The sequence below is a fragment of the Burkholderia sp. BCC1985 genome (assembly GCF_905339915.1).
In the GTDB taxonomy this organism is placed as follows: Bacteria; Pseudomonadota; Gammaproteobacteria; order Burkholderiales; family Burkholderiaceae; genus Burkholderia.
The window spans coordinates 97420-121188 of the sequence record NZ_CAJPGY010000016.1 but is presented as its reverse complement, the minus strand read 5'-3'; the positions used below and the strand labels follow the sequence as shown (position 1 = coordinate 121188).

The window sequence follows — 23769 nt, the reverse complement described above, 5'->3', positions numbered from 1 at the left end:
AACGGCGGCGTTTTTGCGTCGGGACGCGGTGCGTCAGGCGGCCTTGCGCGCCCGCGCGGGCTTGGCGCGCGTGCTGCCTGCGCGTTTCGCGGCAGGGGCGGCCTTCGCGACGGCCGTCCTGGCGGGTGCGACCGTCACGGCCGGCGCTTTCGGGCGCGTGCGTTTCGCGGCGGTGGCGCGCGCCGTCGTTTCAGGCTGCGGCGTGGCGGCCGGCACGGCGCCGATCGTGGTCGCGTCCTGTGCATCGGGAGGCAACTTCGTCGTGCCGTTCTTCGGTTCCGGCGCATGCTCGCGGATGAAGTCGCGCAACTGCGGATAGATGATCGTGCGCCAGCGGCGGCCCGAGAAGATCCCGTAGTGACCGCACTTCTCGGCGGTCAGGCTGCGGCGGTCGTCCTGCGGGATGCCCGTGCACAGCTCGTGCGCGACGTGCGTCTGGCCGCTGCCCGAGATGTCGTCGAGTTCACCCTCGATCGTCATCAGCGCGGTGTGCTTGATGTCCTGCGGACGCACGCGCTCGCCTTCGACATCCCACGTGCCTTCCGCGAGCCGGAATTCCTGGAACACGACGCGGATCGTCTCGAGGTAGTACTCGGCCGCCATGTCGAGCACCGCGTTGTACTCGTCGTAGAAGCGGCGGTGCGCCTCGGCGTCGTCCTCGTCGCCGCGCAGCAGGCTCTGGTAGAAGTCCCAGTGCGATTGCGCGTGACGTTCCGGGTTCATCGCGACGAAGCCCGTGTGCTGCAGGAAGCCCGGATACACGTGGCGGCCTTCGCCCGGATAGTTCGCGGGCACCGTGTGGATCACGTTGTTCTCGAACCACGCGGTCGAGTGCTGCGTAGCCAGCGAGTTCACCGACGTCGGGCTGCGGCGCGCGTCGATCGGGCCGCCCATCATCGTCATCGTGAGCGGCGTTTCCTCGCCGCGGCTCGCCATCAGCGAGATCGCCGCGAGCACCGGCACGGTCGGCTGGCACACGGAGATCACGTGCAGGTTGCGCGCGCCGATGTGGCGGATGAATTCCTGGATGTACGCGATGTAGTCGTGCAGGTGGAACGGGCCGACCTCGACCGGCACCATCCGCGCATCGATCCAGTCGGTGATGTACACCTTGTGATCCTGCAGCAGCGTGCGCACGGTGTCGCGCAGCAGCGTCGAGTGGTGGCCCGACAGCGGCGCGCAGACCAGCACGACCGGCTCGTCCTTCAGCTGCGTGACGGCATCGGCGTCGTCCGAATAGCGCTTGAAACGCAGCAGCCGGCAGAACGGCTTCTCGATGATCGTCTGCTCGACGATCGGGATGTTGTGGCCGTCCTTGACGATCTGGTGAATGTTGAATTCGGGCTTCTCGTAATCCTTGCCGAGCCGGTACATCAGTTCGTACGCGGCGGCCATCCGCGGCGCGCCGGGCATCAGCGAGAACGGGCTGGACGGATTGGCGAACGACTTGGAGGCGGCCTGGGCCCAGGCCGTGAGCGGGCTCAGCATCGCCCGCTGGAATTCGTGCAGTTGGTAAAGCATGCAGACTACTCCCGCTTGGGGGACGGTGCGCAGGGGCGTGTGGCGTCGCGGCGTGCCGTGTGGGTCAGCGACCGGCCATGTTGCAGTGCGGCCGGACAATCGAGTCGATCATATCGGACAACGATCAATGTTGCAATGCAACATTTTTCCGATTTTTCATCAAACGTTTGCGAATTGACGATCTCTGAAGAAGCCGCTCCACCCCCGGTCAGCGCCCCGTCGCCACGGCCGGCGCCGGCTGGCCGGCCGCGCGCGCCATCGCCTCTTCGTGGTGCATCAGGTTCATCGCGGTATGCACGAGCGCCACGTGCGAGAACGCCTGCGGGAAATTGCCGACGAGCCGGCCATCGACCGGATCGTATTCCTCGGCGAGCAGCCCGAGGTCGTTCGACAGCGCGAGCAGCCGGCTGAACAGCCGATGCGCGTCGTCGATCCGGCCGAGCAGCGCGTAGTTGTCGACCAGCCAGAAGCTGCACGCGAGGAACGTGCCTTCGCCCGGCGGCAGGCCGTCGTCGTACTCGGTCGTGCGGTAGCGCATCACGAGGCCGTCGTGCAGCAATTCCCGCTCGATCGCGTCGACCGTGCCGACGATGCGCGGGTCTTCCGGCGGCAGGAAGCCGAGCAGCGGCAGCAGCAGCACGCTCGCGTCGAGCTCGTCGCTGCCGTAGCTCTGGGCAAACGCCTGTTTGCCTTCATGCCATGCGTTGTCGCACACGTCCGCGTGGATCCGGTCGCGCAGCGCGCGCCAGCGGTCGAGCGACGCGGGCAGCCGGAACATCTCCGCCGACTTGATCGCGCGGTCGAACGCGACCCACGCCATCACCTTCGAGAACGTGAAGTGGCGGCGGCCGCCGCGCGTCTCCCAGATGCCCTCGTCGGGTTCCCGCCAGATCTTCTCGAGATGGTCGAGCAGCGAGCACTGGACGGACCACACCGTGTCGTCGGCCTGCAGGCCGCCCACGCGCGCGAGGTGCAGCGCGGCCATCACTTCGCCGAACACGTCGAGCTGGAGCTGGTTCGCGGCGCCGTTGCCGACGCGCACCGGTTTCGAGTCCTGGTAGCCGGGCAGCCAGTCGAGCTCCATTTCCGGCAGCCGGCGCTCGCCCGCGATCCCGTACATGATCTGGATCTGCTCGGGCGAGCCGGCCATCACGCGGCCGAGCCACGTGCGCCACGCGCGCGCCTCGTCGTAATAGCCGCCGCGCATCAGCGCGAGCAGCGTGATCGTCGCGTCGCGCAGCCAGCAGTAGCGGTAGTCCCAGTTGCGGTTGCCGCCGATCTTCTCGGGCAGCGACGTGGTCGGCGCCGCGACGATGCCGCCGGTCGGCTCGTACGCGAGCGCCTTCAGCGTGATCAGCGAACGGCGCACGGCGGCCGCGTAGCGGCCCTGCACCTGGCAGCGGCCCGACCATTCGAGCCAGTAGTTCTCGGTGCGCGCGAGCATCGACAGCGGATCGCGCGCGGGCGGCAGCCGCAGGTGCGACGCCGCATAGCTGAGCGAAAACGGCACACGTTCGTCGGCGCGCACCGTGAATTCCGCGAGCGTATGGAGGTTCTTGCCGGTGAGCGGCACCGGCGTGCGCAGCACGACGGTATCGGGGCCGGCGATCGCCTTCATGCCGTCCTCGCGCGTCAGCTGCGTGACCCACGGGATCGAGAAACCGTAGTCGAAGCGCAACACCAGTTCCATGCGCATCTTCATCGTGCCGTGGCGGCCGACGACGATCCGCACCAGTTCGGACCAGCCGTTGCCGGGCGGCATGAAGTCGATCACGGTGACCGCGCCGTCGGCGCTTTCGTAGTCGGTTTCGAGGATCAGCGTGTCGCCGCGATAGCGGCGCGTCGTGTGCGTGATCGCGGCGTCGGCGGCCGGCGCGAGCAGCCAGCGGCCGTGCTCGGGCGTGCCGACCAGCGCCGCGAAACAGGCGCCCGAATCGAAGCGGGGCCAGCACAGCCAGTCGACGGAGCCGTCTTTCGAGATCAGCGCGGCGGTATGGCCGTCGCCGACGAGGGCGTAGTCTTCGATCAGGGCGGGCATGGGCAAGCGGTCCTTGGATATTCGAGTTCACGATGCAGGGCTGCGGCGCCCGGGCTTCACGCGCCGGCGTCGCGCCCCGTATACTCGCCCGGGCGGCGGAGCGCATGAACGGCCGGCGTTTCGTCCTATCTCAACACTTGAAGCGACTCGATGCAAGGAGGATTCAATGCCCAACCGTTTACGCGAGCGTGACGCGCGCGCTTCGACACGAGGGTTCCCGCTTAGGTTCGCTCACTGGATGAAAGGTTTCGCGCTCGTGCTTTCCTTGTCCGCGACCCACGCCTTCGCACAACAATCGCCGGCACCGGCCGACGGCGTCTACAACCTGCTCGTCGGCACCTATACGGGGCACGGCAGCGACGGGATCTACGTGTACCGCTTCGATACGAAAACGGGCAGCATCGCGCCCGTGTCGTCGGCGAAGACCGTGAATCCGTCCTACCTGTTGCCGAGCCGCGACGGTCGCACCGTCTACGCGGTCAACGAACTGCCCGGCGACAACTGGCCGGCCACGCAGCGCGGCGGCATCAGCACGTTCGGCTTCGATCCGAAGACGGGGGCGCTCACGTTCATCGACCGCGTGTCGTCGGAAGGGAACGATCCTTGCTATCTCGCGCTGTCACCGGACGGCAAGTACCTCGTCACGGCCAACTACTCAGTCGCGGCCGATCCGGGCGGCAGCTTCGCCGTGTTCCCGATCCGCGACGGCGGTGCGGCCGGCCCGGCCGTGCTGACGGTGCATCACGAGGGCACGGGGCCCGTGAAGGGGCGCCAGGACGGCGCGCACGTGCACTCGACGGTGTTCTCGCCCGACGGCCGCTACCTGTTCGTGCAGGACCTCGGCGCGGACAAGCTCTACGGCTACCGCTACACGGTGGACGGCAGCCGCGGGCTGATCAGCCCGACCGACACGCGCTACACGCCGGTGAAGGCCGGCTCCGGCCCGCGTCACATGGTATTCAGCGCCGACGGCCGGTTCGCGTACGTGACGAGCGAACTCAACGCGTCGGTCGAGGTATTCGGCTACCGCGACGGCAAGCTGACGCCGGTCGAGACGCTGCCGATGACGGTGCCGGGTTTCAAGGGCAAGGTCGGCGGCGGCGCGCTCCACCTGTCGCCGGACGGCCGCTTCCTGTACGCGAGCAATCGCGGCGACGTGAACGAAATCGTGATCTACGCGGTGAACCAGGCCGACGGCCGGCTGAAGACCGTCGGGCGCCAGTCGAGCCTCGGCAGGACGCCGCGTGAATTCCTGATCGATCCGACCGGCAAGTGGCTGATCGTCGGCAACCAGGACAGCGACACGTTCTACGTGTTCAGCCGCGACGTCCAGACGGGGCAGCTCGGCGCGAATCCGCAGAAGGTGGCGGTCGGCAGCCCGGTCGACTTCAAGCTGGTGCCGGCGGCGCTGTAAATCGCCGTCCATGAAAAAAGGGCGCTGCCGAGGCAGCGCCCTTGTTCGTCCGGGCGGCCGCTTGCGCGGGGCGCCCGGATCGATCGTCGGCGGCCGTGCGGCCGCCATGCTCAGTCGGCCGCCGCCGGCACGAGCACCTCGCGGCTGCCGTTGATGCCCATCGGCGACACCAGTCCGGCCGCCTCCATCTGCTCGACGAGGCGCGCGGCGCGGTTGTAGCCGATGCGCAACTGGCGCTGCACCGACGAGATCGACGCGCGCCGCGTGCGCACGACGAACGCGACCGCTTCGTCGTACAGCGGATCGGCCTCCGCATCCGGCGCTTCGCCGAACAGGTCCTGCGTCGCGCCGTCGGCAGCCGGGCCGTCCAGAATCCCTTCCTCGTACTGCGGCTCGCCGAACTGCTTCAGGTATTCGACGATCCGGTGCACTTCCTCGTCCGCGACGAACGCGCCGTGCACGCGCTGCGGGTAGCCCGTGCCCGGCGGCAGGAACAGCATGTCGCCCTGGCCGAGCAGCGATTCGGCGCCCATCTGGTCGAGGATCGTGCGCGAGTCGATCTTCGACGACACCTGGAACGCGACGCGCGTCGGGATGTTCGCCTTGATGAGGCCGGTGATCACGTCGACGGACGGGCGCTGGGTCGCGAGGATCAGGTGGATGCCGGCCGCGCGCGCCTTTTGCGCGAGACGGGCGATCAGCTCCTCGATTTTCTTGCCGGCGACCATCATCAGGTCGGCCAGCTCGTCGATCACGACGACGATCAGCGGCAGCTTCGACAGCGGCTCGGGATCGTCGGGCGTCAGCGAGAACGGGTTGCCGATCTTCTTTTCCTTCGCCTCCGCGTCGCGGATCTTCTGGTTGAAGCCCGCGAGATTGCGCACGCCGACGGCCGACATCAGCCGGTAGCGTTTCTCCATTTCGCCGACGCACCAGTTCAGTGCGTTCGCCGCGAGCTTCATGTCGGTGACGACCGGCGCGAGCAGGTGCGGGATGCCTTCGTAGACCGACAGCTCGAGCATCTTCGGATCGATCATGATCAGCCGCACGTCCTCGGGCGTCGCCTTGTACAGCAGCGACAGGATCATCGCGTTGATCGCGACCGACTTGCCCGAACCCGTCGTGCCGGCGACCAGCATGTGCGGCGCCTTCGCGAGATCGGTGACGACCGGGTGGCCGGTGATGTCCTTGCCCATCGCGATCGTCAGCTGCGACGCCGAATGCTGGTACTGGCGCGACTCGAGGATTTCCGACAGGCGGATCATCTGGCGTTTCGCGTTCGGCAGCTCGAGGCCCATGCAGGTCTTGCCGGGAATCGTCTCGACGACTCGGATCGACGTGAGGCCGAGGCCGCGCGACAGGTCCTTCATCAGGCCGACGATCTGGCTGCCGCGCACGCCGAGCGCGGGTTCGATCTCGAAGCGCGTGATCACCGGGCCGGCCGATGCGCCGACCACCGTCACCGGCACCTTGAACTCCTGCAGGCGCTGCTCGATGACCTGGGCCGTCTGCGCGAGGTGTTCCTCGGTGATCGTTTCGACGTCGTCGGACGCGGGCTCGAGCAGGTCGAGCGTCGGCAGCTCCACGTTGAACGACGCGGGTGCGTGGAATTCGAACGCGTTCGGGCGCGGCTGGCGCGCGGGCGCGGCCGATGCGTCGGCGGCCGGGGCGCCCGATTCCGCCGGTGCCGGCGGCACGGTGGCCGCGGGAGGCGTTGCGGTCGGAAGCGGCACGGTCGTGGCGGCCGGGATCGTGATGCCGGTTGTCGCGGGCGTCGTGCCGATGTCGGACATGGACCAACTCGCCGGCGCAGCGGCGGGAGCCGGCGGGGTGGTGAACGACGGGGCCTGCGGCAGCGGTGCGGACGCGATGGATTGCGCCGGTGTTGCCGTGTCGACGGAGCCGCCCGGCGCGGAGTAGGTCGGCAATGCCGAGACCGACGGGGGCGCGGAAGTCGGCGACGCGGCCGGTGCCGTCGTGGCCGGGGCAGCGGCGAAGGATGCCGTCGCGCCATTTGTCGCGGCAGGCCTGGCGCCGAACACGGCGGGCGCGGCAACGGCGACCGTGTTCGTCGGTGCGAGTGCGCCGGAAGACGGTGTCGGGGCGATGGCGGCGGCGGCGGCGGCGGCAGGCGCGGCGCCGGTTGTCGTCTGCGTCGCTCCAGTCGTCGCGGCCGGCACACCCAATGCCGAACCGCCAGGCATGCGGGTGGTCGATGCTGCCGAAGGCGTCGCCGATGCGGTCGACGTTGCGGCCAATGCGCTGCCCGACGAGGCGAAAGACGCGGCGGCAGGCGACACCGGCGTGCGTTGCGCAGGTTGCGATCCGGTTGCGCTGAAGGACGTGCCGGTCGATGCGGGCGCCGTGGCGGCTGCCACGGTCGGCGCGGATGCGAAAGGCTGCGCGGTGGCCGGGCCGGAAGCGCCCGCCGCAGACGTCAGGGCGGAAGCCGCAGCGGCTGCGTTTGGCGCGGCCGCAAAAGGTTGTGCCGTTGTCAGGTCGGAGACGCCAGTCACGGGCATGGGGGCGGATGTCGCCGCTGCCGCGGTCGGAGCGGGTGCGGACGCCTGCGCGGCGGACGGGGCGGCGGCACTTGTCGAAGGCGTTCGGGCAGGCGTCGTCGGTGAGGGCGCCGGCGTGATCGTGCTCGATGCCGGATCCGTGGCGTCGATCGTCGACGCCGCGGCAGCCGGCGCGTGAATGCCGGAACCGTACGCAGTACCCGTGACACTCACCGGCGTGGACGGTGCAATGGGAGCAGCAGGCGCAACAGACGATTCCGATGCGGCCGGTCGCGACAGCGAACCGGCGCCCGGGTTTGTCATGCCGGTAAACGCAGGCGCTGCCGCGACAGGTGTGCTGTTCGGCGTGTTCGCGGGCACCGGCGCGGCAGAACCGGATGCGCTGCCGACGGGCGACGACGCGTCAGCTGCCGAGGTCGTCTGCGCACCAGCGAAGGGCTCAGCGGACAAAGGCTTCGACCATGATGCGGAGGAGGGCGCGGCGTCGACGGACGCAGGTTCCATGACCGCGGTGGCCGGTGCCGCCGGTGCCGGTGGCGTGGCGCGTTGCATGCCTGCAGGCAACGGAGCGGTTTCGCCACTGTGCTTTGCTGCCGCGTGCCAGACCGTTCCCGTCACGGCGCCGGCCGGTGCCGTGTTCGACGCGGCCGAGGCTGCCGTCGTCGCTGCGGCGACGGGCACTGCATCGGCACGCGGCTGCGTCGGCGTTGCCGCGATCGACGAAGCGGAGAGGGGAGGCGGCGTGACCGGCTGGACCGGCTTCACGACATCCTGCGTCGCGTGCGCGTGTTCTTTCGCGACGACCGATACGGCGGTATCGGCAAGCGCCGTAGCTTGCGATTGGACCTGGCCGGCAATTCCGGCGGCCGTTGCCGCATCCTTCGCATCGACGGTGCGGCCCGTGGCGCTCACGGTCGACGTGACAGCGGCCGAAGGCGTACCGACCGCTGCGCTCTCGGCCACCGACTCGTCCGCGTCCGACGGTGGCACGGCAATCGGGCTTTCATGCGGCGCGCCGAGCCCGGAAACCGGCGGGCTGACGATGTCTTCCCAAGGCGCAAAGTCGATTGGGGCATCGAATGCCGGCGCGGCTGGTGCATCGGCGCCATGCCGATGCTCGCGGTCCGCGTGACGCGTCGGCGCATCGGTTTCGACGCCGGGATCCGGCATGGCATGCCGCACGGTCTCGCCGAACGCCGGGGTACCCGTATCGACAGCAGGCACGCGCTCGCCCGGCTCGGCCGGCATGAACGCATCCAGCACGATCGGTGCGTCGTTGGATGGCAGCACGGCCTCGTCGAATGCCACGCCATCCGTATCGACGGCAGGCACGCGCATGCTCGGCTCCGCCGGCATGAATGCATCCAGCACGATCGGTGCGTCGTCATAGGCCGGCGCGGCTTCGTGCGCGTCCGGACGGACTGCGTCGCGGGGCGCGGCCTGATGCGCGTTCGCAACGATCCCGGCCGGTACGGCCGTCGACGCCGACGCGGCGACGCTGCTCGCCGCTGCAACCGCGCCGGCCACGGTCGCCGCGGCGGCCGGCGCCGACGACGCGTCGGCCTGCCGCACACCGTCCAGCGTCGCCCACTGCGCGGTACTGGCTTCGATCGAGCGCAGCGTGTCGTGAACGCTCGGTGCTGGCGTAATCGGCTCCGCGGGCTGTTGCACCCACGCGTAGAGCGGCGCGCGTGCCGGGGCCGGCGGCGCGGGGCGGCGTCGTGCGGCGTCCGGCGACTGGCCGGCGGCGCCGGCGCCCGTCACCGGGCGGGCGGGCGTGCGCGGCGGCGTCGCGGCGGCCGGGCGCGGCGTGACCGCGGTGCGCGGCGCGGCCGGTTGCTTCAGCGCGGCTGCGGCCGGTCGCGCGGCGGTCGGTTGCGGCCGCACGGGCTCGAACCCGGCCGGCAGCGGGGCCGGACTCGGGCGCGGCACCTGGCTGTTCGCGGCGGCGCGCGCGAGGCTGGCGGTGCTGCCGGTCGTCGGGGGCGGCATGGCGCTCGTCGCGCCCGGTGCGGGCGGCGGCATGCGATTGGCCGACGTCGGCTTCAGCCAGCCCGTCGGCGCGACCGGCTCGGCGAGCGGACGCGGCGCGGGCTTGCTGCGCGGCTTCGGCCGCGCCTGCGGATCGGGCTTCCACAATGTCGGGCGCGAATACCGGCCGTTTTGCCGCGGCGCCATCGAGTTGACGGTATGGGCGGTGGTCGGCTGCACGATGTCGTCGTCGCGATGCAGCGCGCTGCGCGGCAGGTCGGCAACGCCGCGCACGTCGTCGTCGTCGACGTCGCGCGCGAGCTTGACGCCGAACGACGTGTCGACCCAGGCGGCGAACTGCCGCCAGCCGATGCCGGTCAGCCACGGCAGGCCCGCGAAGAACAGCACGACCATCGCGACCGGCGTGCCGATCGGGCCGAGCACATGCGCGAAGCCGTTCGAGAACGCGTGGCCGAGCGCATTCGAGTCGGGGCCCGACAGCGGGCTCGTCAGCGCGCAGCTCGCGACGAACACGGCCGCGAAGCCGAGCCACAGGCGAATCGAGCCGCGGCCGGCGAGTCCGCCGCCGCCGGGCAGCATCGCCTGAACGAGACGCCAGATGAGAAGGAGGAACCAGACGGCGGAGATGCCGAACCAGCCGAAGACAACCGTGTGCATGCTTTGATGAAACAGGAAGAGGGCGGGGAGCGCGGTGCGCGACCCGCCGAGTTTAACCGGCCGACGAGCAGGACTCTAAGGCAGTTTGAAGGCGTCGATGCGCTTCCAGGCCGCGGGACGCATGCGTCCGGGATCCGCGCGCGGCGAAGGCGGCCGATCGGCCTTCGCCCGCGCGCTGCATCAGGGGCTCCGGCGCGTGAAGGTCAGCGTCGCGCCGGCTTCGGTCACGATCTGCAACTGCTGCGGCTCGCGCATCTGCACGCCGGTCTTCCCGATGTGCGCGAGCGCATCGAGGTACGCGTGCTCGAGCTGGCCGCCGAGCGTGTTCGTGCATGCCATGCGCGTGCCGGCGAGCGGCCCGAAGCTCAGCAGGCCGTTCTTCAGCGCATAGGTTCCCATATAGCGGTTGCAGCCCGAAAAGCCGCTGGCGCGCCGGACGCCCGCTTCGGTGGACAGCGCGAGCTTGATCGGCTCGCCGTTGTCGCCGTGCGGAATCGTGCGCGGCGTGCCGTCGGCGTTCACCCAGCTCGTGAGCTCCCAGCTCGTGTCGTCGAGCAGCTGGACGGCGGCGGGGTTGTACGGGTCGGGTGCGGGGGCGGCGGAATCGGGGTGGGTCGGCATCGCGCAGGCGGCGAGAAGCGTGGCAAGCGTCAACGCGCAGAGCGGCGCGCGCAGCGGGCGAAGCAGGCCGGTGCGTGCGCGTGCGGCGGCGGACAGGTGGGACATGAGCCTCGTTCCTCATCGGATTCTGATCAAGGCGTAAGAGTAACGCACCCGCCCCGCGCGAGGCGAGCCGACACTTCGCGCGTGAAAACGTTCGCAATCCGCCCGCGAGCCTCGCGCGGCGGGGGGGCGATGCGACGAAACCGGCCGGACCGGCGCGGGTGCGCGTGAGGTGTGCGTCGGGTGTGCGTGTTAACATCGAAGCCGTTTTCGTCCTCCAACAGAACCAGCGGGAAATCACATGCAGATCGGTCAGCGGCTCGGTACGCCGCTCTCACCCTCGGCCACGCGCGTCATGCTGCTCGGCGCGGGCGAACTCGGCAAGGAAGTCATCATCGCGTTGCAGCGGCTCGGCGTCGAAGTCGTCGCGGTCGACCGCTATCCGGACGCACCGGGCCACCAGGTCGCGCATCGCGCGCACGTGATCGACATGACCGACGCCGCCGCGCTGCGCGCGGTCGTCGAGGCCGAGCGTCCGCACCTGATCGTGCCGGAGATCGAGGCGATCGCAACCGATGCGCTCGCGGCGATCGAGGCGGCCGGCCTGGCCGAGGTGATCCCGACCGCACGCGCGACGCAGCTCACGATGAACCGCGAAGGCATCCGCCGTCTCGCGGCCGAGGAACTCGGGCTGGCAACTTCGCCGTACGCGTTCGCCGATTCGTTCGACGCGTTCAGCGCGGCCGTCGCGAAGATCGGCATGCCGTGCGTCGTGAAGCCGGTGATGTCGTCGTCGGGCAAGGGACAGTCGGTCGTGCGGACCGAGGCCGACGTGAAGCCCGCCTGGGACTACGCGATGGCGGGCGGCCGCGTGAACCACGGCCGCGTGATCGTCGAGGGCTTCGTCGATTTCGACTACGAGATCACGCAGCTGACCGTGCGCGCGATCGACCCCGCGACGCTCGAGACGCGCACCTACTTCTGCGAGCCGGTCGGGCACGTGCAGGTGGCGGGCGACTACGTCGAATCTTGGCAGCCGCAGCCGATGAGCGCCGTCGCGCTGGAAAAGTCGCGCGAGATCGCGCACAAGGTGACCGAGGCGCTCGGCGGGCGCGGGCTGTTCGGCGTCGAGCTGTTCGTGCGCGGCGACGAAGTCTGGTTCTCCGAGGTGAGCCCGCGGCCGCACGACACCGGCCTCGTCACGCTCGCATCGCAGCGCCAGTCGGAGTTCGAACTGCACGCGCGCGCGATTCTCGGGCTGCCGGTCGATCCGACGCTCGGCTCGCCGGCCGCGTCCGCGGTGATCTACGGCGGGCTCGACGAGCGCGGTATCGCGTTCGAGGGCGTGCGCGACGCGCTGGCCGTGCCGGGCGCCGACCTGCGCCTGTTCGGCAAACCGGAAAGCTTCGCGAAGCGACGCATGGGCGTCGCGCTCGCGACCGGCGCGACCGTCGACGAAGCCCGTGAACGCGCGAAGCGCGCCGCGGCGGCCGTGCGGCCCGTGTCGGCACGCTGACCGGACCAGGAGAGCGCGATGGCGTCGACATGGCAGCGGATCGGACGGCTCGGCAAGCTGGTCGCCGCGCTGGCGCTGGTCGCGAGTCTCGCGGGGTGCGGCCTCGCGGCCGCGCCGTGCCGGGTCGCATCGGCCGGGCTGAAGATCGTGCCGCTCGTCGGCCACGTCGCGGCCGCACCGACCGACGCGTGCGCCGACGTCATCGATCCCTGACGGGCGAACCCTCGATCCGTAGCCAACCATAACCAACGACAATCGCGCGTCCGGCGAGGGCGCGCTTCCACCCGTCTCGTGAGAGGAACTGCATGATTCGCCACACCCTTGCCGCGCTCGCGCTGGCCGGCACCGCCGTTTCCGTCGCGCAGGCCGCGCAACTGACCGTCGAGGAGATCGACGCCGATGCGCGCGTGCAGACCCTCTATCAGTGCGCGAACCAGAAGCAGCCGGTACGCGTGTCGTACTGGCGCGCGGGCAACGGCCAGAGCTTCGCGCTGGTGCCGGTCAACGGGCAGCAGCTGCTGTTCGTCGATACCGTTTCGGCGTCGGGCGCGCGTTACCAGGCCGGACGCTATACCTGGTGGACGAAGGGCAAGGAAGGGACGCTGCGCGACGAGATCGCCGACCAGAACGCGGCACCGCTGCTGGGCGACTGCGTGCAGGTCGAGAAGAAGAAAAAGAAGAAGGGTTGAACGCGGCGCGCGATCGGCTACGCCGCGCGGGCGTGCCGGTTGCCGCGATCGATGCGGGCAGCCGGGTTCGACCTCGGACCGGAAGGTGGCGCCGGCGGCGCCCGGGCTCGCCGGCCGCCGGCTGATTCCTCGCGGCAGCTGCCCCGCGGCAGATGCCCGAGATTCGACCCCGTATTTCCACCATCAGCCGATCGGGATAGCCCGATCGCACGACGCATCCGCCCCGCGCCGGCCTGCCGGCGCACGCCGCGAGCCGCGAGCCGCGAGCCGCCGCCGGGGCCGTTCGCGGCGTTGTCACGGACAGATTGCTGCGCAGTGCTACAATACGGCCCTTTCCGCCGGCATTCGCGCCGAACGGAGTCCGCACGGCCTGTGGCGCCCGCTGTTCGAATTGAACCGGTCCCGAGCGCCAGAGCGGCGCCGCGCGGCGCGCCGCGGCTCCGTCTACTTCCGAAATGTGATGAGCGCAGGCCCGGCCGGCCTGACGCACGAAGTCCCCGCCGCGCCTTTTGAGCGAAACGCCACCATGTCCGATTCTGTCGCCAAGCCAGTCGACGCAACCTTCGATCAATTCGGCCTTGCCGCCGATATCCTGAAAGCCATTGCGGAGCAGGGCTATACGACGCCGACGCCGATCCAGGCGCAGGCCATTCCGGTCGTGCTCGCCGGCCGCGACGTCATGGGCGCCGCGCAAACGGGCACCGGCAAGACCGCGAGCTTCTCGCTGCCGATCCTCCAGCGCCTGCTGCCGCAGGCCAACACGAGCGCATCGCCCGCGCGCCACCCGGTGCGCGCGCTGATCCTCACGCCGACCCGCGAGCTCGCCGACCAGGTCGCCGCGAACGTGCATGCATACGGCAAGCACACGCCGTTGCGCAGCGCGGTCGTGTTCGGCGGCGTCGACATGAACCCGCAGATGGCCGAGTTGCGCCGCGGCGTCGAGATCCTGATCGCGACGCCGGGCCGCCTGCTCGACCACGTGCAGCAGAAGACCGCGAACCTCGGGCAGGTGCAGATGCTCGTGCTCGACGAGGCCGACCGGATGCTCGACATGGGCTTCCTGCCGGACCTGCAGCGCATCCTGAACCTGCTGCCGAAGGAACGCCAGACGCTGCTGTTCTCGGCCACCTTCTCGCCGGAAATCAAGAAGCTCGCATCCACTTACCTGCGCAACCCGCAGACGATCGAGGTCGCGCGCAGCAACTCGACCAACGCGAACGTCACGCAGATCGTCTATGACGTCGCCGAAGGCGACAAGCAGGCCGCCGTCGTGCAGCTGCTGCGCGATCGCGGGCTCAAGCAGGTGATCGTGTTCTGCAACAGCAAGATCGGCGCGAGCCGGCTGGCCCGCAACCTCGAGCGCGACGGCGTGGTCGCTTCGGCGATCCACGGCGACAAGACGCAGATCGAGCGGATGCAGGCCCTCGACGCGTTCAAGCGCGGCGAGATCGAGGCGCTGGTCGCGACCGACGTGGCCGCGCGCGGCCTCGACATCGCCGAACTGCCGGCCGTGATCAACTTCGACCTGCCGTTCAACGCGGAAGACTACGTGCACCGGATCGGCCGCACGGGCCGCGCGGGTGCGACGGGCGATGCGCTGTCGCTGTGCAGCCCGAACGAGCGCAAGCAGCTCGCCGATATCGAAAAACTGATCAAGCGTCCGCTCGAGGTGCAGACGCTCGCGCTCGACAAGCCGGCGCGCCATCGTCACGACGATCGTGGCGGCGAGCGCGGGGGCGATCGTAGTGAGCGCGGTGATCGCGGCGGCCGTCGCGATCGCGACGAGCATCGCGGCGCGTCGGGGCGTCGTTCGGGCGGGTCCGAGCGCGGCCACCACCGTCGTCACGAGGCGCCGGTCGACGACTTCTTCCTGAAGCCGTACGAACCGTCGGCGCCGGCGAAGCAGCCGGAAGAGACCAAGTCCGCGCAGCAGCCCGAGAAGAAGGGGCCGAAGCGTCAGGTCGCCGCGCTGCTGGGCGGCTTCGGGATGCCGCGCAAGCCGTCGGCGTAAGCGGGCGGTTCAGGCGGTCGGTGCGGCGCGCGAGCGCTGCCGCGGAAACGGGTGCATGCGATGAGCATGTGCCCGTTTTTCATTGGGCGAGACGATTCGTGAAGGAGCGGGCGAGATGGGCGACGACTTGCCGCGTGGGGCGGGGCAGCCTGCGGGACTAGTCCGATGCCGTGTCGCCGGCGGGCGTTCCGTTCAGGCTGCCATCACGCTTGCATGCGACCGGACTCACCGCTGACGGACGCAGGAACGCGGTCGACACGAACGGGTGTCCCGCGAGCGCCTCTCAACCGGCGCGTGGCCCGAAGCGACGCGCCCACGCATCGGTCGCGGCCGCGTAGAACGCATCGAGCGTATCGATCGACGGATCGCCATCGGCCCACAGGCCGAGATGCGCGGCGGCGGCGCGCAGCGCCGGCAGCGGATCGTCGCGCTCGAGCGCGATCGCGCCCGTCTGCTTGCTGAGCTTTTCGCCGTTCGCGTCGACGACGACGGGCACGTGCAGGTACGCCGGCGTCGGCACGCCGAGACAGCGCTGCAGGTAGATCTGGCGCGCGGTCGAGTCGAGCAGGTCGGCGCCGCGCACGACGTGCGTGATGCCCGCGTCGGCATCGTCGACCACGACCGCGAGCTGATACGCCCATTGGCCGTCGGCGCGCTTCAGCACGAAATCGCCGACCTCGGTCGCGAGGTTCTGCGCTTGAGTGTGCTGCCAGCGGTCGTCGAACGTGACGAGCGCCGCGTCGCCGTCCGGCACGCGCAGCCGCCACGCGCGGGCGGGCTTGCCGTGCAGGCCGGTGCGGCAGGTGCCCGGGTAGGCGAGCGTCGTGTGGCGCTCGTGCGCGGCGCGCAGCGAATCGGCGATTTCCTTGCGCGTGCAGCCGCACGGATAGACGAGCCCCGCGGTGACGAGCCGTTCGAGCGCGGCCGCATAGTCGGCCTCGCGCGTGCTTTGCCACACGGGCGGCTCGTCGGGCGTCATGCCGAAATGCGCAAGCGTCGCGAGGATGTCGTCGGCGGCGCCGGGCACCGTGCGCGGGCCGTCGATGTCCTCGATGCGCACGAGCCATGCGCCACCGTGTGCGCGCGCGTCGAGCCAGCTCGCGAGCGCGCCGACCAGCGAGCCGAAATGCAGCGGGCCGGTGGGCGACGGCGCGAAGCGGCCGCGGTAGCCGTTCATCGGGACGCGGTGCGACGCGCGCTTACGCGACGCTGGCTGCCTGCGCGCAGGCCGGGCACGACTTGCCGGGCACGTAGCTCGGCGCTTGCTGGGCTTCCGGCGTGACGACCGCGCGGCACGCGAAGCACGTGACGTTCTCGGTGGGCTGCAGTTGCGGGTTCAGCGCGGTGCGGTAGTCGAACACGAAGCAGTCGCCGTGATAGTGCGCGCCGCCGACTTCCTCGAAGTACTTCAGGATCCCGCCCTCGAGCTGGTACACGTTCTCGATGCCGATTTCCTTCATGTGGATCGCCGCCTTCTCGCAGCGGATGCCGCCGGTGCAGAACGACACGACCGTCTTGCCCTCGAGATCGGCGCGGTTCGCGTCGATCACTTCCGGGAACTCGCTGAACTTGTCGATCCGGTAGTCGAGCGCGTCGTCGAACGTGCCGACGTCCACTTCGAACGCGTTGCGCGTGTCGAGCATCACGACCGGGCGGCCGGCGTCGTCGTGGCCGCGGTCGAGCCACGCCTTCAGCGTGTGCGCGTCGACCGACGGCGCGCGACCGAGCTCCGGCTTGATCGCGGGCTTCTTCATCGTGATGATCTCGCGCTTCAGGCGCACGAGCATCCGGCGGAACGGCTGCGAGTCGGACAGGCTCTCCTTGAACTGCAGCGTCGCGAACTTGCCTTCGAACAGCGGATCGTGGCGGAGGTAGTCGATGAATGCGTCGGTCGCGTCGCGCGGGCCGGCGATGAACAGGTTGATGCCTTCCGGCGCGAGCAGGATCGTGCCGCGCAGGCCGAGTTCGTTGCAGCGGGCGGTGACGAGCGGGCGCCATTGCTCGGTCGCGTCGAGCGACACGAAGTGGTAGGCGGCGAGGTTGACGATGGTCATGATGGTCCGACGGGAAAACGGCCGCGACCGTGCGGCGGGCGCACGGTGGCCCCGCAAAAAAAGGGTGCGAAGCCGGGGCGGTGATTCGAAAACCCGTATTATCCCGCAAACTGCACGTCTGCCGGCACCCGGCCGTTCGGCCGGCGTCGCGCGCATCGGCCGAACGGCCGGGCGCGGGGATTTTTTGGGCAGCCTGCGCGGCGACGCGGCTACAATAACGCCCATGTCAGATCCCCGCTTCGTCCATCTTCGCGTTCACTCCGAATTCTCGATTGCCGACGGCATCGTGCGTCTCGACGACATCGTCAAGGCGGCGGCCGCGGACGGCCAGGGCGCGCTCGCCCTCACCGATCTCGGCAACGCGTTCGGCCTCGTCCGTTTCTACCAGGAAGCCCGCGGCAAGGGCATCAAGCCGATCGCCGGCTGCGACGTCTGGATCACCAATCCGGATGATCGCGACAAACCGTCGCGCCTGCTGCTGCTGGTGAAGGACAAGACCGGCTACCTGAACCTGTGCGAGCTGCTGTCGAAGGCATGGCTCACGAACCAGTACCGCGGCCGCGCGGAGCTCGACGCGAGCTGGCTCGACGGCGAGCTGTCGCAAGGGCTGCTCGCGCTGTCGGGCGCGCAGCAGGGCGACATCGGGCTCGCGTTCGCGGCCGGTAACGAGGAGGCCGCGCGCCGGCACGCCGAGCGCTGGGCGAAGGTGTTCCCGGGCGGCTTCTACATCGAGCTGCAGCGTTACGGCCAGCCGGGCGCCGAGGCGTACATCCAGCAGGCCGCGACGCTCGCCGCGTCGCTGAAGCTGCCGGTCGTCGCGACGCATCCGACGCAGTTCATGACCGACGACGATTTCACCGCGCACGAAGCGCGCGTGTGCATCTCGGAAGGCGACATGCTCGCGAATCCGCGGCGCCAGAAGCGCTTCACGACCGATCAGTACTTCCGCACGCAGGACGAGATGGTCGCGCTGTTCGCCGACCTGCCGTCGGCGGTCGCGAACACGGTCGAGATCGCGAAGCGCTGCAACCTGAAGCTCGAACTCGGCAAGCCGAAGCTGCCGCTGTTCCCGACGCCGGACGGCATGTCGCTCGACGATTACCTCGTCCAGCTGTCGAAGGAGGGGCTCGAGAAGCGCCTCGAACAGCTGTATCCGGATGCGGCGGAGCGCGACGCGCAGCGCGACACGTACTACAAGCGGCTCGAATTCGAGTGCGGGACCATCACGAAGATGGGCTTCCCGGGCTACTTCCTGATCGTGGCCGACTTCATCAACTGGGCGAAGAACAACGGCGTGCCGGTCGGTCCGGGCCGCGGCTCGGGTGCCGGTTCGCTGGTCGCGTACGCGCTCGGCATTACCGATCTGGATCCGCTGCGCTACAACCTGCTGTTCGAGCGATTCCTGAATCCGGAACGCGTGTCGATGCCCGACTTCGACATCGACTTCTGCCAGCACGGCCGCGATCGCGTGATCCAGTACGTGAAGGAAAAATACGGCGCGGATGCCGTGTCGCAGATCGCCACCTTCGGCACGATGGCCGCGAAGGCGGCCGTGCGCGACATCGGCCGCGTGCTCGATCTCGGCTACATGTTCACCGACGGCGTCGCGAAGCTGATCCCGTTCAAGCCGGGCAAGCACGTGACCATCGCCGACGCGATGAAGGAAGAGCCGCAGCTGCAGGAGCGCTACGACCACGAGGACGAAGTGCACCAGCTGCTCGATCTCGCGCAGCGCGTCGAGGGCCTGACGCGTAACGTCGGGATGCACGCGGGCGGCGTGCTGATCGCGCCCGGCAAGCTGACCGACTTCTGCCCGCTGTACACGCAGGGCGACGACGGCGGCGTCGTCAGCCAGTACGACAAGGACGACGTCGAAGCCGTCGGCCTCGTGAAGTTCGACTTTCTGGGTCTCACGACGCTGACGATCCTCGACTGGGCCGAGCGCTACATTCGCCGCCTCGATGCGTCGAAGGCCGACTGGTCGCTCGCGCAGGTGCCGCTCGACGATCCGGCGTCGTTCCAGATCCTGAAGAAGGCCAACACGGTCGCCGTGTTCCAGCTGGAAAGCCGCGGGATGCAGGGCATGCTGAAGGATGCGCAGCCCGACCGCTTCGAGGACATCATCGCGCTCGTGTCGTTGTACCGTCCGGGCCCGATGGACCTGATCCCGAGCTTCTGCGCACGGAAGCACGGCCGCGAGAAGGTCGACTATCCGGATCCGCGCGTCGAACCCGTCCTGAAAGAGACCTACGGCATCATGGTCTATCAGGAGCAGGTGATGCAGATGGCGCAGATCATCGGCGGCTACTCGCTCGGCGGCGCCGACCTGCTGCGTCGCGCGATGGGCAAGAAGAAGCCCGAGGAGATGGCCAAGCACCGCGAGATCTTCGCCGAGGGTGCGGCGAAGAACGGCCTGACGCGCGAGAAGTCCGACGAGATCTTCGACTTGATGGAGAAGTTCGCGGGCTACGGCTTCAACAAGTCGCACGCGGCCGCCTATGCGCTGCTCGCGTATTACACCGCGTGGCTGAAGGCGCACCATCCGGCCGAATTCATGGCGGCCAACATGACGCTCGCGATGGACGACACCGACAAGGTGAAGATCCTGTACGACGACTGCGTCGTGAACAACCTCGCCGTGCTGCCGCCGGACATCAACGCATCGCATTACCGGTTCGAGCCGGTCGCCGAAGCCGACGGCAAGCGCTCGCGCACGATCCGCTACGGTCTCGGCGCGGTGAAGGGCAGCGGCCAGAACGCGATCGAGGAGATCCTGCGCGCCCGCGACGAAAAGCCGTTCACCGACCTGTTCGACTTCTGCGAGCGGATCGACCGGCGCGTCGTCAACCGCCGCACGGTCGAGGCGCTGATCCGCGCCGGCGCGTTCGATTCGCTGAACGCGAACCGCGCGCAGCTGATTGCGTCGGTGCCGCTCGCGATGGAAGCGGCCGACCAGGCCGAAGCGAACGCGATGCAGGCCGGGCTGTTCGACATGGGCGCCGAGTCGCCGCACGCGCATGCGCTCGTCGACGAACCCGCGTGGGACGACAAGCGCCGCCTGCAGGAAGAGAAGGGCGCACTCGGCTTCTACCTGTCCGGCCACCTGTTCGACGCGTATCGCGACGAAGTGCGCCGGTTCGTGCGGCAGAAGGTCGGCGACCTGAAGGAAGGGCGCGACAAGCTCGTCGCGGGCATCATCGCATCGCTGCGCACGCAGATGACCCAGCGCGGCAAGATGCTGATCGCGCTGCTCGACGACGGCTCGGGCCAGTGCGAGATCACGATCTTCAACGAGCAGTTCGAGGCGAACAAGGCGCTGTTCAAGGAAGACGAACTGCTGATCGTGCAGGGGCAGGCGCGCAACGATGCGTTCACCGGCGGCATTCGCTTCACGGCCGACACGGTGATGGATCTCGAACGCGCGCGCAGCCGCTACGCGCAGGCGGTGCGGCTCACGATGAACGGCAATGCGGATGCGGCGGCGCTGCGCCGCGTGCTCGAGCCGCACGTGTCGAAGGACGATTCGGCCGCGCCCGCGCTCGAGGTACCCGCGCCGCGCGGCGGCGGGCGCGACGGCGGCCGTCGCCCGCAGGCGCCGCTGCCGAACGGGCTCGCGGTCCAGGTTCACTACAGCAACGCGCGCGCGCAAGGGGAAATGCGGCTCGGCGACGCGTGGCGCGTGAAGCCGAGCGACACACTGCTCGCGGAGTTGCGCGCGACGTTCGACGGCAGCATCGTCGAAATCACGTACTGACGGTCCCCGCCGGACGGTCGTTGCCTGCGCGGCCCGTCGCATCGCCATCGTGCGGTGCGGCGGGCCGTTTTCATGTCGGCGGATGCTTGGGGCCGTCATCCGGACGCTATACAATCCGTCGCGCGACGCCGATACGGCGCCGGTTGCGGTCTGTCCGCCGGCCGGCGGCGACATCGCGCGCGCGAATCAGACGGGGACGGTTCCGCGCGGCACGCGATGCGTCGCGGTGCCGCGAGCGACCACGCGACGAAGCCGGCACGGTAAAGAACGCCAGGATGCCGGCTGGTGCGCGACGATAAAAAATCGACAGCATCACAACAACGATGGCCAACGGGAAACCGACGGGGCGGATCCTCGTGATCCGGATTGATTTTCTGGGCGACATGCTGTGCACGACCGCTTTTCTCGGCGCGCTGAAACAGCGCTGGCCGGGCAAGGAGCTGCACGTGGTCGCGAACCGCTACAACGCGGCCGCGCTGGCCGGCAACCCGGACGTGCACACGGTCCATACCTACGTGTACAGCCGTCAGTGCGAGCGCAACGACCGCCCCGGACGGATGCGCGCGTTCTTCGACCGGCTGCGGCTCGTGCGCCGGCTGCGCCGCCTGCGGTTCGACCTCGTGGTCGTGCCGAACGGCGGCATGCATCGCAGCAGCATCCGGTTCGCGCGGCAGCTCGGCGTGAAGGATTGCCGCTGGCACGATGCCGATTCCGAATTCGACGACCGCAAGCCCGACCATGTCGCGTCGCGGCCGATTTGCCATGAAGCGCTGTCGGGATTCCGGCTCGTGCCCGAACTCGGCCGCACCGATCTCGACGGTCTCGCGTTGTCCGTGCACCCGGACCGCGCGCTGCAGGACACGTGGTATCGGCTGCTCGGGCCGCGCACGAAACCGCGCGTCGGGCTGTTCGTGTCGAACAAGGCGGCCGAGCGGCGCTGGCCGGCCGATCGATGGCGCGACCTCGGCCGGCGGCTCGCACCGTTCGCCGACGTGATCGTGTTCCGCGATTCCGCCGTGTCGGCCGAGGCCGGCGCCGACCGCGATGCGTGGCGGGACGTCAACGCCCGGCATGTCGCGCCGTCGTCGGTCGTCGAACTGGTGGCCGCCGCGAGCCTGCTCGACGCGATCGTGTCGGCCGACAGCGCCCCCGTGCATCTCGCGTCGGCGCTCGGCGTGCCGGTCGCCGCGCTGTTCGAGGACCGCCCCGAGAAATACCGGCGCTGGCATCCGCTCGGCGTGCCGCACATGATCCTGCGGGCCGGCGCGACGGTCGACGCGATCGGCGTCGACGCGCTCGAGCGCGCGGTGCTTCATCTGTTGACGCAGGCCGGACAGCTCGACGACGCGATGGGGGGGGCGATGCCGCTCCCGGCCGCGACGCTCGCAGCACCCGCGGTCGGCGCGATCGTTTCGTAGCCCACGGAAGGCCGGGGGCGCCTGCATTGCCGGCACCGTCATCGGACGCGCAAACGGGGCCGGGCGGCGCGGCGGCGGCAGGCCCCGCCGTGCGTCGTTCCTGCCGTGTTGCCAACCGCCGGCGACCGGCGACCGGCCGCCGGCCGCTGGCCGCCGGCCGTCGCTCACAGCCAACCGCCGGCCACCGCTCACCGCCAACCGCCAACCACCAACCACCAACCACGGCATGTCGCCGACGCCCGCACCCGACGCCACGCCACCGGCCGCAAAATCCTGTACATTGCGAGCCTTGTCCAGCCAGCTAGACGGAACGATCGCCGTGGCCCTGTTTTCTTCCGCCCGCCCGCCCCGAACCATCCTCGTCGCAGCCCCGCGCCGTATCGGCGACGTGCTGCTGACGACGCCGCTCGTGCGTTCGCTGAAGGCGCGCTGGCCCGATGCGCAGATCGACATGCTGGTGTTTCGCGGCACCGAGGGCGTGCTGGAGCACAACCCCGACGTGCGGCGCGTGATCGTCGTCGCGCAGCGCGCGGGGTTCCGCGAGCGGCTGCGCGATGCGCTGTCGATGTGGCGCCGCTACGATCTCGCATGCGCGGCACTGAGCTCCGACCGGCCGCGCTTCTATAGCTGGTTCGCCGGCCGCAAGCGCGTCGGCCTCGTCGATCCGAACCGCGTCACGTGGCTGACTCGAATGATGCTGAACGGCATCGCGATCAATCATCACGAGTCCGCGCATACGGTCGTCAGCACGCTCGCGCTCGCGCCGGTGATCGGCATCGAGCCGGTATCCGAGGTGGTCGCGCCGGGCATCGGCGACGATCCCGCGCGGCGCGCGCGTTTCGACGCGTGGCTCGCCGAATCGCCGGCGATCCGCGACGGCAAGCCGCTCGTCGTGTTGCATCCGTATCCGATGTTCCGCTACAAGCAATGGCGGCTCGAAGGCTGGGTCGAGATGATCGAATGGCTGCGCGCGCAGGGGTTTGCGATCGCGCTGTCGGGCGGCCCGGCCGATCGCGAGCGCGAGTACGCGGAGCAGGTCGCGGCCGAGGCGGGCGGCGACGTGCTGAACCTGGTCGGCCGCCTCACGTTCGGCGAAAGCGCGGAGCTGGTGCGGCGCGCGCGGCTGTTCATCGGGCCCGATACGGGCGCGACGCACGTTGCGGCCGCGACGGGCACCGACACGATCGCGCTGTTCGGTCCGTCCGATCCGGTGCGCTGGGGGCCGTGGCCGCAGCACTGGCCGGCGACCGAGAACCCGTGGGCGCTGCGCGGCTCCGCGCGGCACGGCAACGTATGGCTGCTGCAGGGCGAGGGCGATTGCGTGCCGTGCCGGCACGAAGGCTGCGAGCGCCATGTCGACAGCCACAGCGACTGTCTCGTCAATCTCGGCACGCAGCGCGTGAAGGCGGCGGCCGCCGAGATGCTCGGACTGAATCCGCCAGGCGCCGCCGACGCAGTCGTCGACACGTCGCGACTGCACCGCGCGCGCCCGGACTGACGCGCGAAAGCCGTACGTTTCC

General features: G+C 69.6%; 14 protein-coding genes. 8 read left to right on the top strand and 6 right to left on the bottom strand.

The window, feature by feature from the left end; all coding sequences use genetic code 11:
* Positions 1-33: 33 nt before the first annotated feature.
* A complete protein-coding gene (locus tag U4Z31_RS18500) occupies positions 34-1521 on the bottom strand; it encodes a polyhydroxyalkanoate depolymerase (RefSeq protein WP_321811016.1) in 1488 nt (495 codons plus the stop codon).
* 208 nt (positions 1522-1729) lie between these two features.
* Complete coding sequence (locus U4Z31_RS18495) at positions 1730-3559, bottom strand: glycoside hydrolase family 15 protein (protein WP_321811015.1); 1830 nt, start codon at positions 3557-3559, stop codon at positions 1730-1732.
* Positions 3560-3725: 166 nt separating this feature from the next.
* Between U4Z31_RS18495 and U4Z31_RS18490 the strand changes: the two genes are divergently transcribed.
* Positions 3726-4973, top strand: a complete 1248-nt coding sequence (locus U4Z31_RS18490) for a lactonase family protein (RefSeq protein WP_321811014.1) — start codon at positions 3726-3728, stop codon at positions 4971-4973.
* Between the two features lie 110 nt (positions 4974-5083).
* Here the strand turns inward: U4Z31_RS18490 and U4Z31_RS18485 are convergent, their stop codons facing one another.
* Positions 5084-10144, bottom strand: coding sequence for a DNA translocase FtsK (locus U4Z31_RS18485; RefSeq protein ID WP_321811013.1), 5061 nt, complete (start codon positions 10142-10144; stop codon positions 5084-5086).
* Positions 10145-10324: 180 nt separating this feature from the next.
* Positions 10325-10870: an META domain-containing protein gene (locus tag U4Z31_RS18480; RefSeq protein ID WP_321811012.1), complete on the bottom strand. Its 546-nt coding sequence runs from the start codon at positions 10868-10870 to the stop codon at positions 10325-10327.
* Positions 10871-11108: 238 nt separating this feature from the next.
* Between U4Z31_RS18480 and purT the strand changes: the two genes are divergently transcribed.
* The 4 genes from purT (at position 11109) to U4Z31_RS18460 (ending at position 15023) form a co-directional block, all read left to right on the top strand.
* Positions 11109-12323, top strand: a complete 1215-nt coding sequence (gene purT / locus U4Z31_RS18475; RefSeq protein WP_257772901.1) for a formate-dependent phosphoribosylglycinamide formyltransferase — start codon at positions 11109-11111, stop codon at positions 12321-12323.
* A gap of 18 nt (positions 12324-12341) precedes the next feature.
* Complete coding sequence (locus tag U4Z31_RS18470) at positions 12342-12536, top strand: DUF6726 family protein (protein ID WP_321811011.1); 195 nt, start codon at positions 12342-12344, stop codon at positions 12534-12536.
* A gap of 92 nt (positions 12537-12628) precedes the next feature.
* Entirely contained in the window at positions 12629-13012 is a 384-nt protein-coding gene (locus tag U4Z31_RS18465) for an MliC family protein (protein WP_124487197.1), read from the top strand.
* Positions 13013-13472: 460 nt separating this feature from the next.
* On the top strand, positions 13473-15023 hold the full coding sequence (locus U4Z31_RS18460) for a DEAD/DEAH box helicase (RefSeq protein WP_124667531.1): 1551 nt from the start codon (positions 13473-13475) through the stop codon (positions 15021-15023).
* A gap of 283 nt (positions 15024-15306) precedes the next feature.
* On the opposite strand, the gene gluQRS is transcribed toward U4Z31_RS18460, so the two are convergent.
* Complete coding sequence (gene gluQRS, locus U4Z31_RS18455) at positions 15307-16200, bottom strand: tRNA glutamyl-Q(34) synthetase GluQRS (protein ID WP_321811010.1); 894 nt, start codon at positions 16198-16200, stop codon at positions 15307-15309.
* A 22-nt stretch (positions 16201-16222) separates the two neighbouring features.
* Positions 16223-17077 carry a sulfurtransferase gene (locus U4Z31_RS18450; protein WP_321811009.1) on the bottom strand — a complete coding sequence of 285 codons (855 nt, stop codon included), beginning with the start codon at positions 17075-17077 and terminating at the stop codon, positions 16223-16225.
* A gap of 223 nt (positions 17078-17300) precedes the next feature.
* Between U4Z31_RS18450 and dnaE the strand changes: the two genes are divergently transcribed.
* The 3 genes from dnaE (at position 17301) to U4Z31_RS18435 (ending at position 23747) form a co-directional block, all read left to right on the top strand.
* Complete coding sequence (gene dnaE, locus U4Z31_RS18445; protein ID WP_321811008.1) at positions 17301-20831, top strand: DNA polymerase III subunit alpha; 3531 nt, start codon at positions 17301-17303, stop codon at positions 20829-20831.
* Between the two features lie 323 nt (positions 20832-21154).
* Positions 21155-22249 (top strand): glycosyltransferase family 9 protein, encoded by a 1095-nt coding sequence (locus U4Z31_RS18440; RefSeq protein ID WP_321811007.1) that lies wholly within the window; start codon positions 21155-21157, stop codon positions 22247-22249.
* Positions 22250-22568: 319 nt separating this feature from the next.
* Positions 22569-23747 carry a glycosyltransferase family 9 protein gene (locus tag U4Z31_RS18435; protein ID WP_124487202.1) on the top strand — a complete coding sequence of 393 codons (1179 nt, stop codon included), beginning with the start codon at positions 22569-22571 and terminating at the stop codon, positions 23745-23747.
* Positions 23748-23769: the final 22 nt, after the last annotated feature.

Excerpts from the sequence above, each read along its gene's own strand:
- U4Z31_RS18450 (WP_321811009.1), bottom strand. The coding sequence starts at position 17,077 with ATGACCATCGTCAACCTCGCCGCCTACCACTTCGTGTCGCTCGACGCG.
- U4Z31_RS18440 (WP_321811007.1), top strand. The coding sequence starts at position 21,155 with ATGGCCAACGGGAAACCGACGGGGCGGATCCTCGTGATCCGGATTGAT.
- U4Z31_RS18500 (WP_321811016.1), bottom strand. The coding sequence starts at position 1,521 with ATGCTTTACCAACTGCACGAATTCCAGCGGGCGATGCTGAGCCCGCTC.
- U4Z31_RS18495 (WP_321811015.1), bottom strand. The coding sequence starts at position 3,559 with ATGCCCGCCCTGATCGAAGACTACGCCCTCGTCGGCGACGGCCATACC.
- dnaE (WP_321811008.1), top strand. The coding sequence starts at position 17,301 with ATGTCAGATCCCCGCTTCGTCCATCTTCGCGTTCACTCCGAATTCTCG.
- U4Z31_RS18490 (WP_321811014.1), top strand. The coding sequence starts at position 3,726 with ATGCCCAACCGTTTACGCGAGCGTGACGCGCGCGCTTCGACACGAGGG.
- purT (WP_257772901.1), top strand. The coding sequence starts at position 11,109 with ATGCAGATCGGTCAGCGGCTCGGTACGCCGCTCTCACCCTCGGCCACG.
- U4Z31_RS18485 (WP_321811013.1), bottom strand. The coding sequence starts at position 10,144 with ATGCACACGGTTGTCTTCGGCTGGTTCGGCATCTCCGCCGTCTGGTTC.
- U4Z31_RS18460 (WP_124667531.1), top strand. The coding sequence starts at position 13,473 with ATGAGCGCAGGCCCGGCCGGCCTGACGCACGAAGTCCCCGCCGCGCCT.
- U4Z31_RS18470 (WP_321811011.1), top strand. The coding sequence starts at position 12,342 with ATGGCGTCGACATGGCAGCGGATCGGACGGCTCGGCAAGCTGGTCGCC.
- U4Z31_RS18480 (WP_321811012.1), bottom strand. The coding sequence starts at position 10,870 with ATGTCCCACCTGTCCGCCGCCGCACGCGCACGCACCGGCCTGCTTCGC.
- U4Z31_RS18465 (WP_124487197.1), top strand. The coding sequence starts at position 12,629 with ATGATTCGCCACACCCTTGCCGCGCTCGCGCTGGCCGGCACCGCCGTT.
- gluQRS (WP_321811010.1), bottom strand. The coding sequence starts at position 16,200 with ATGAACGGCTACCGCGGCCGCTTCGCGCCGTCGCCCACCGGCCCGCTG.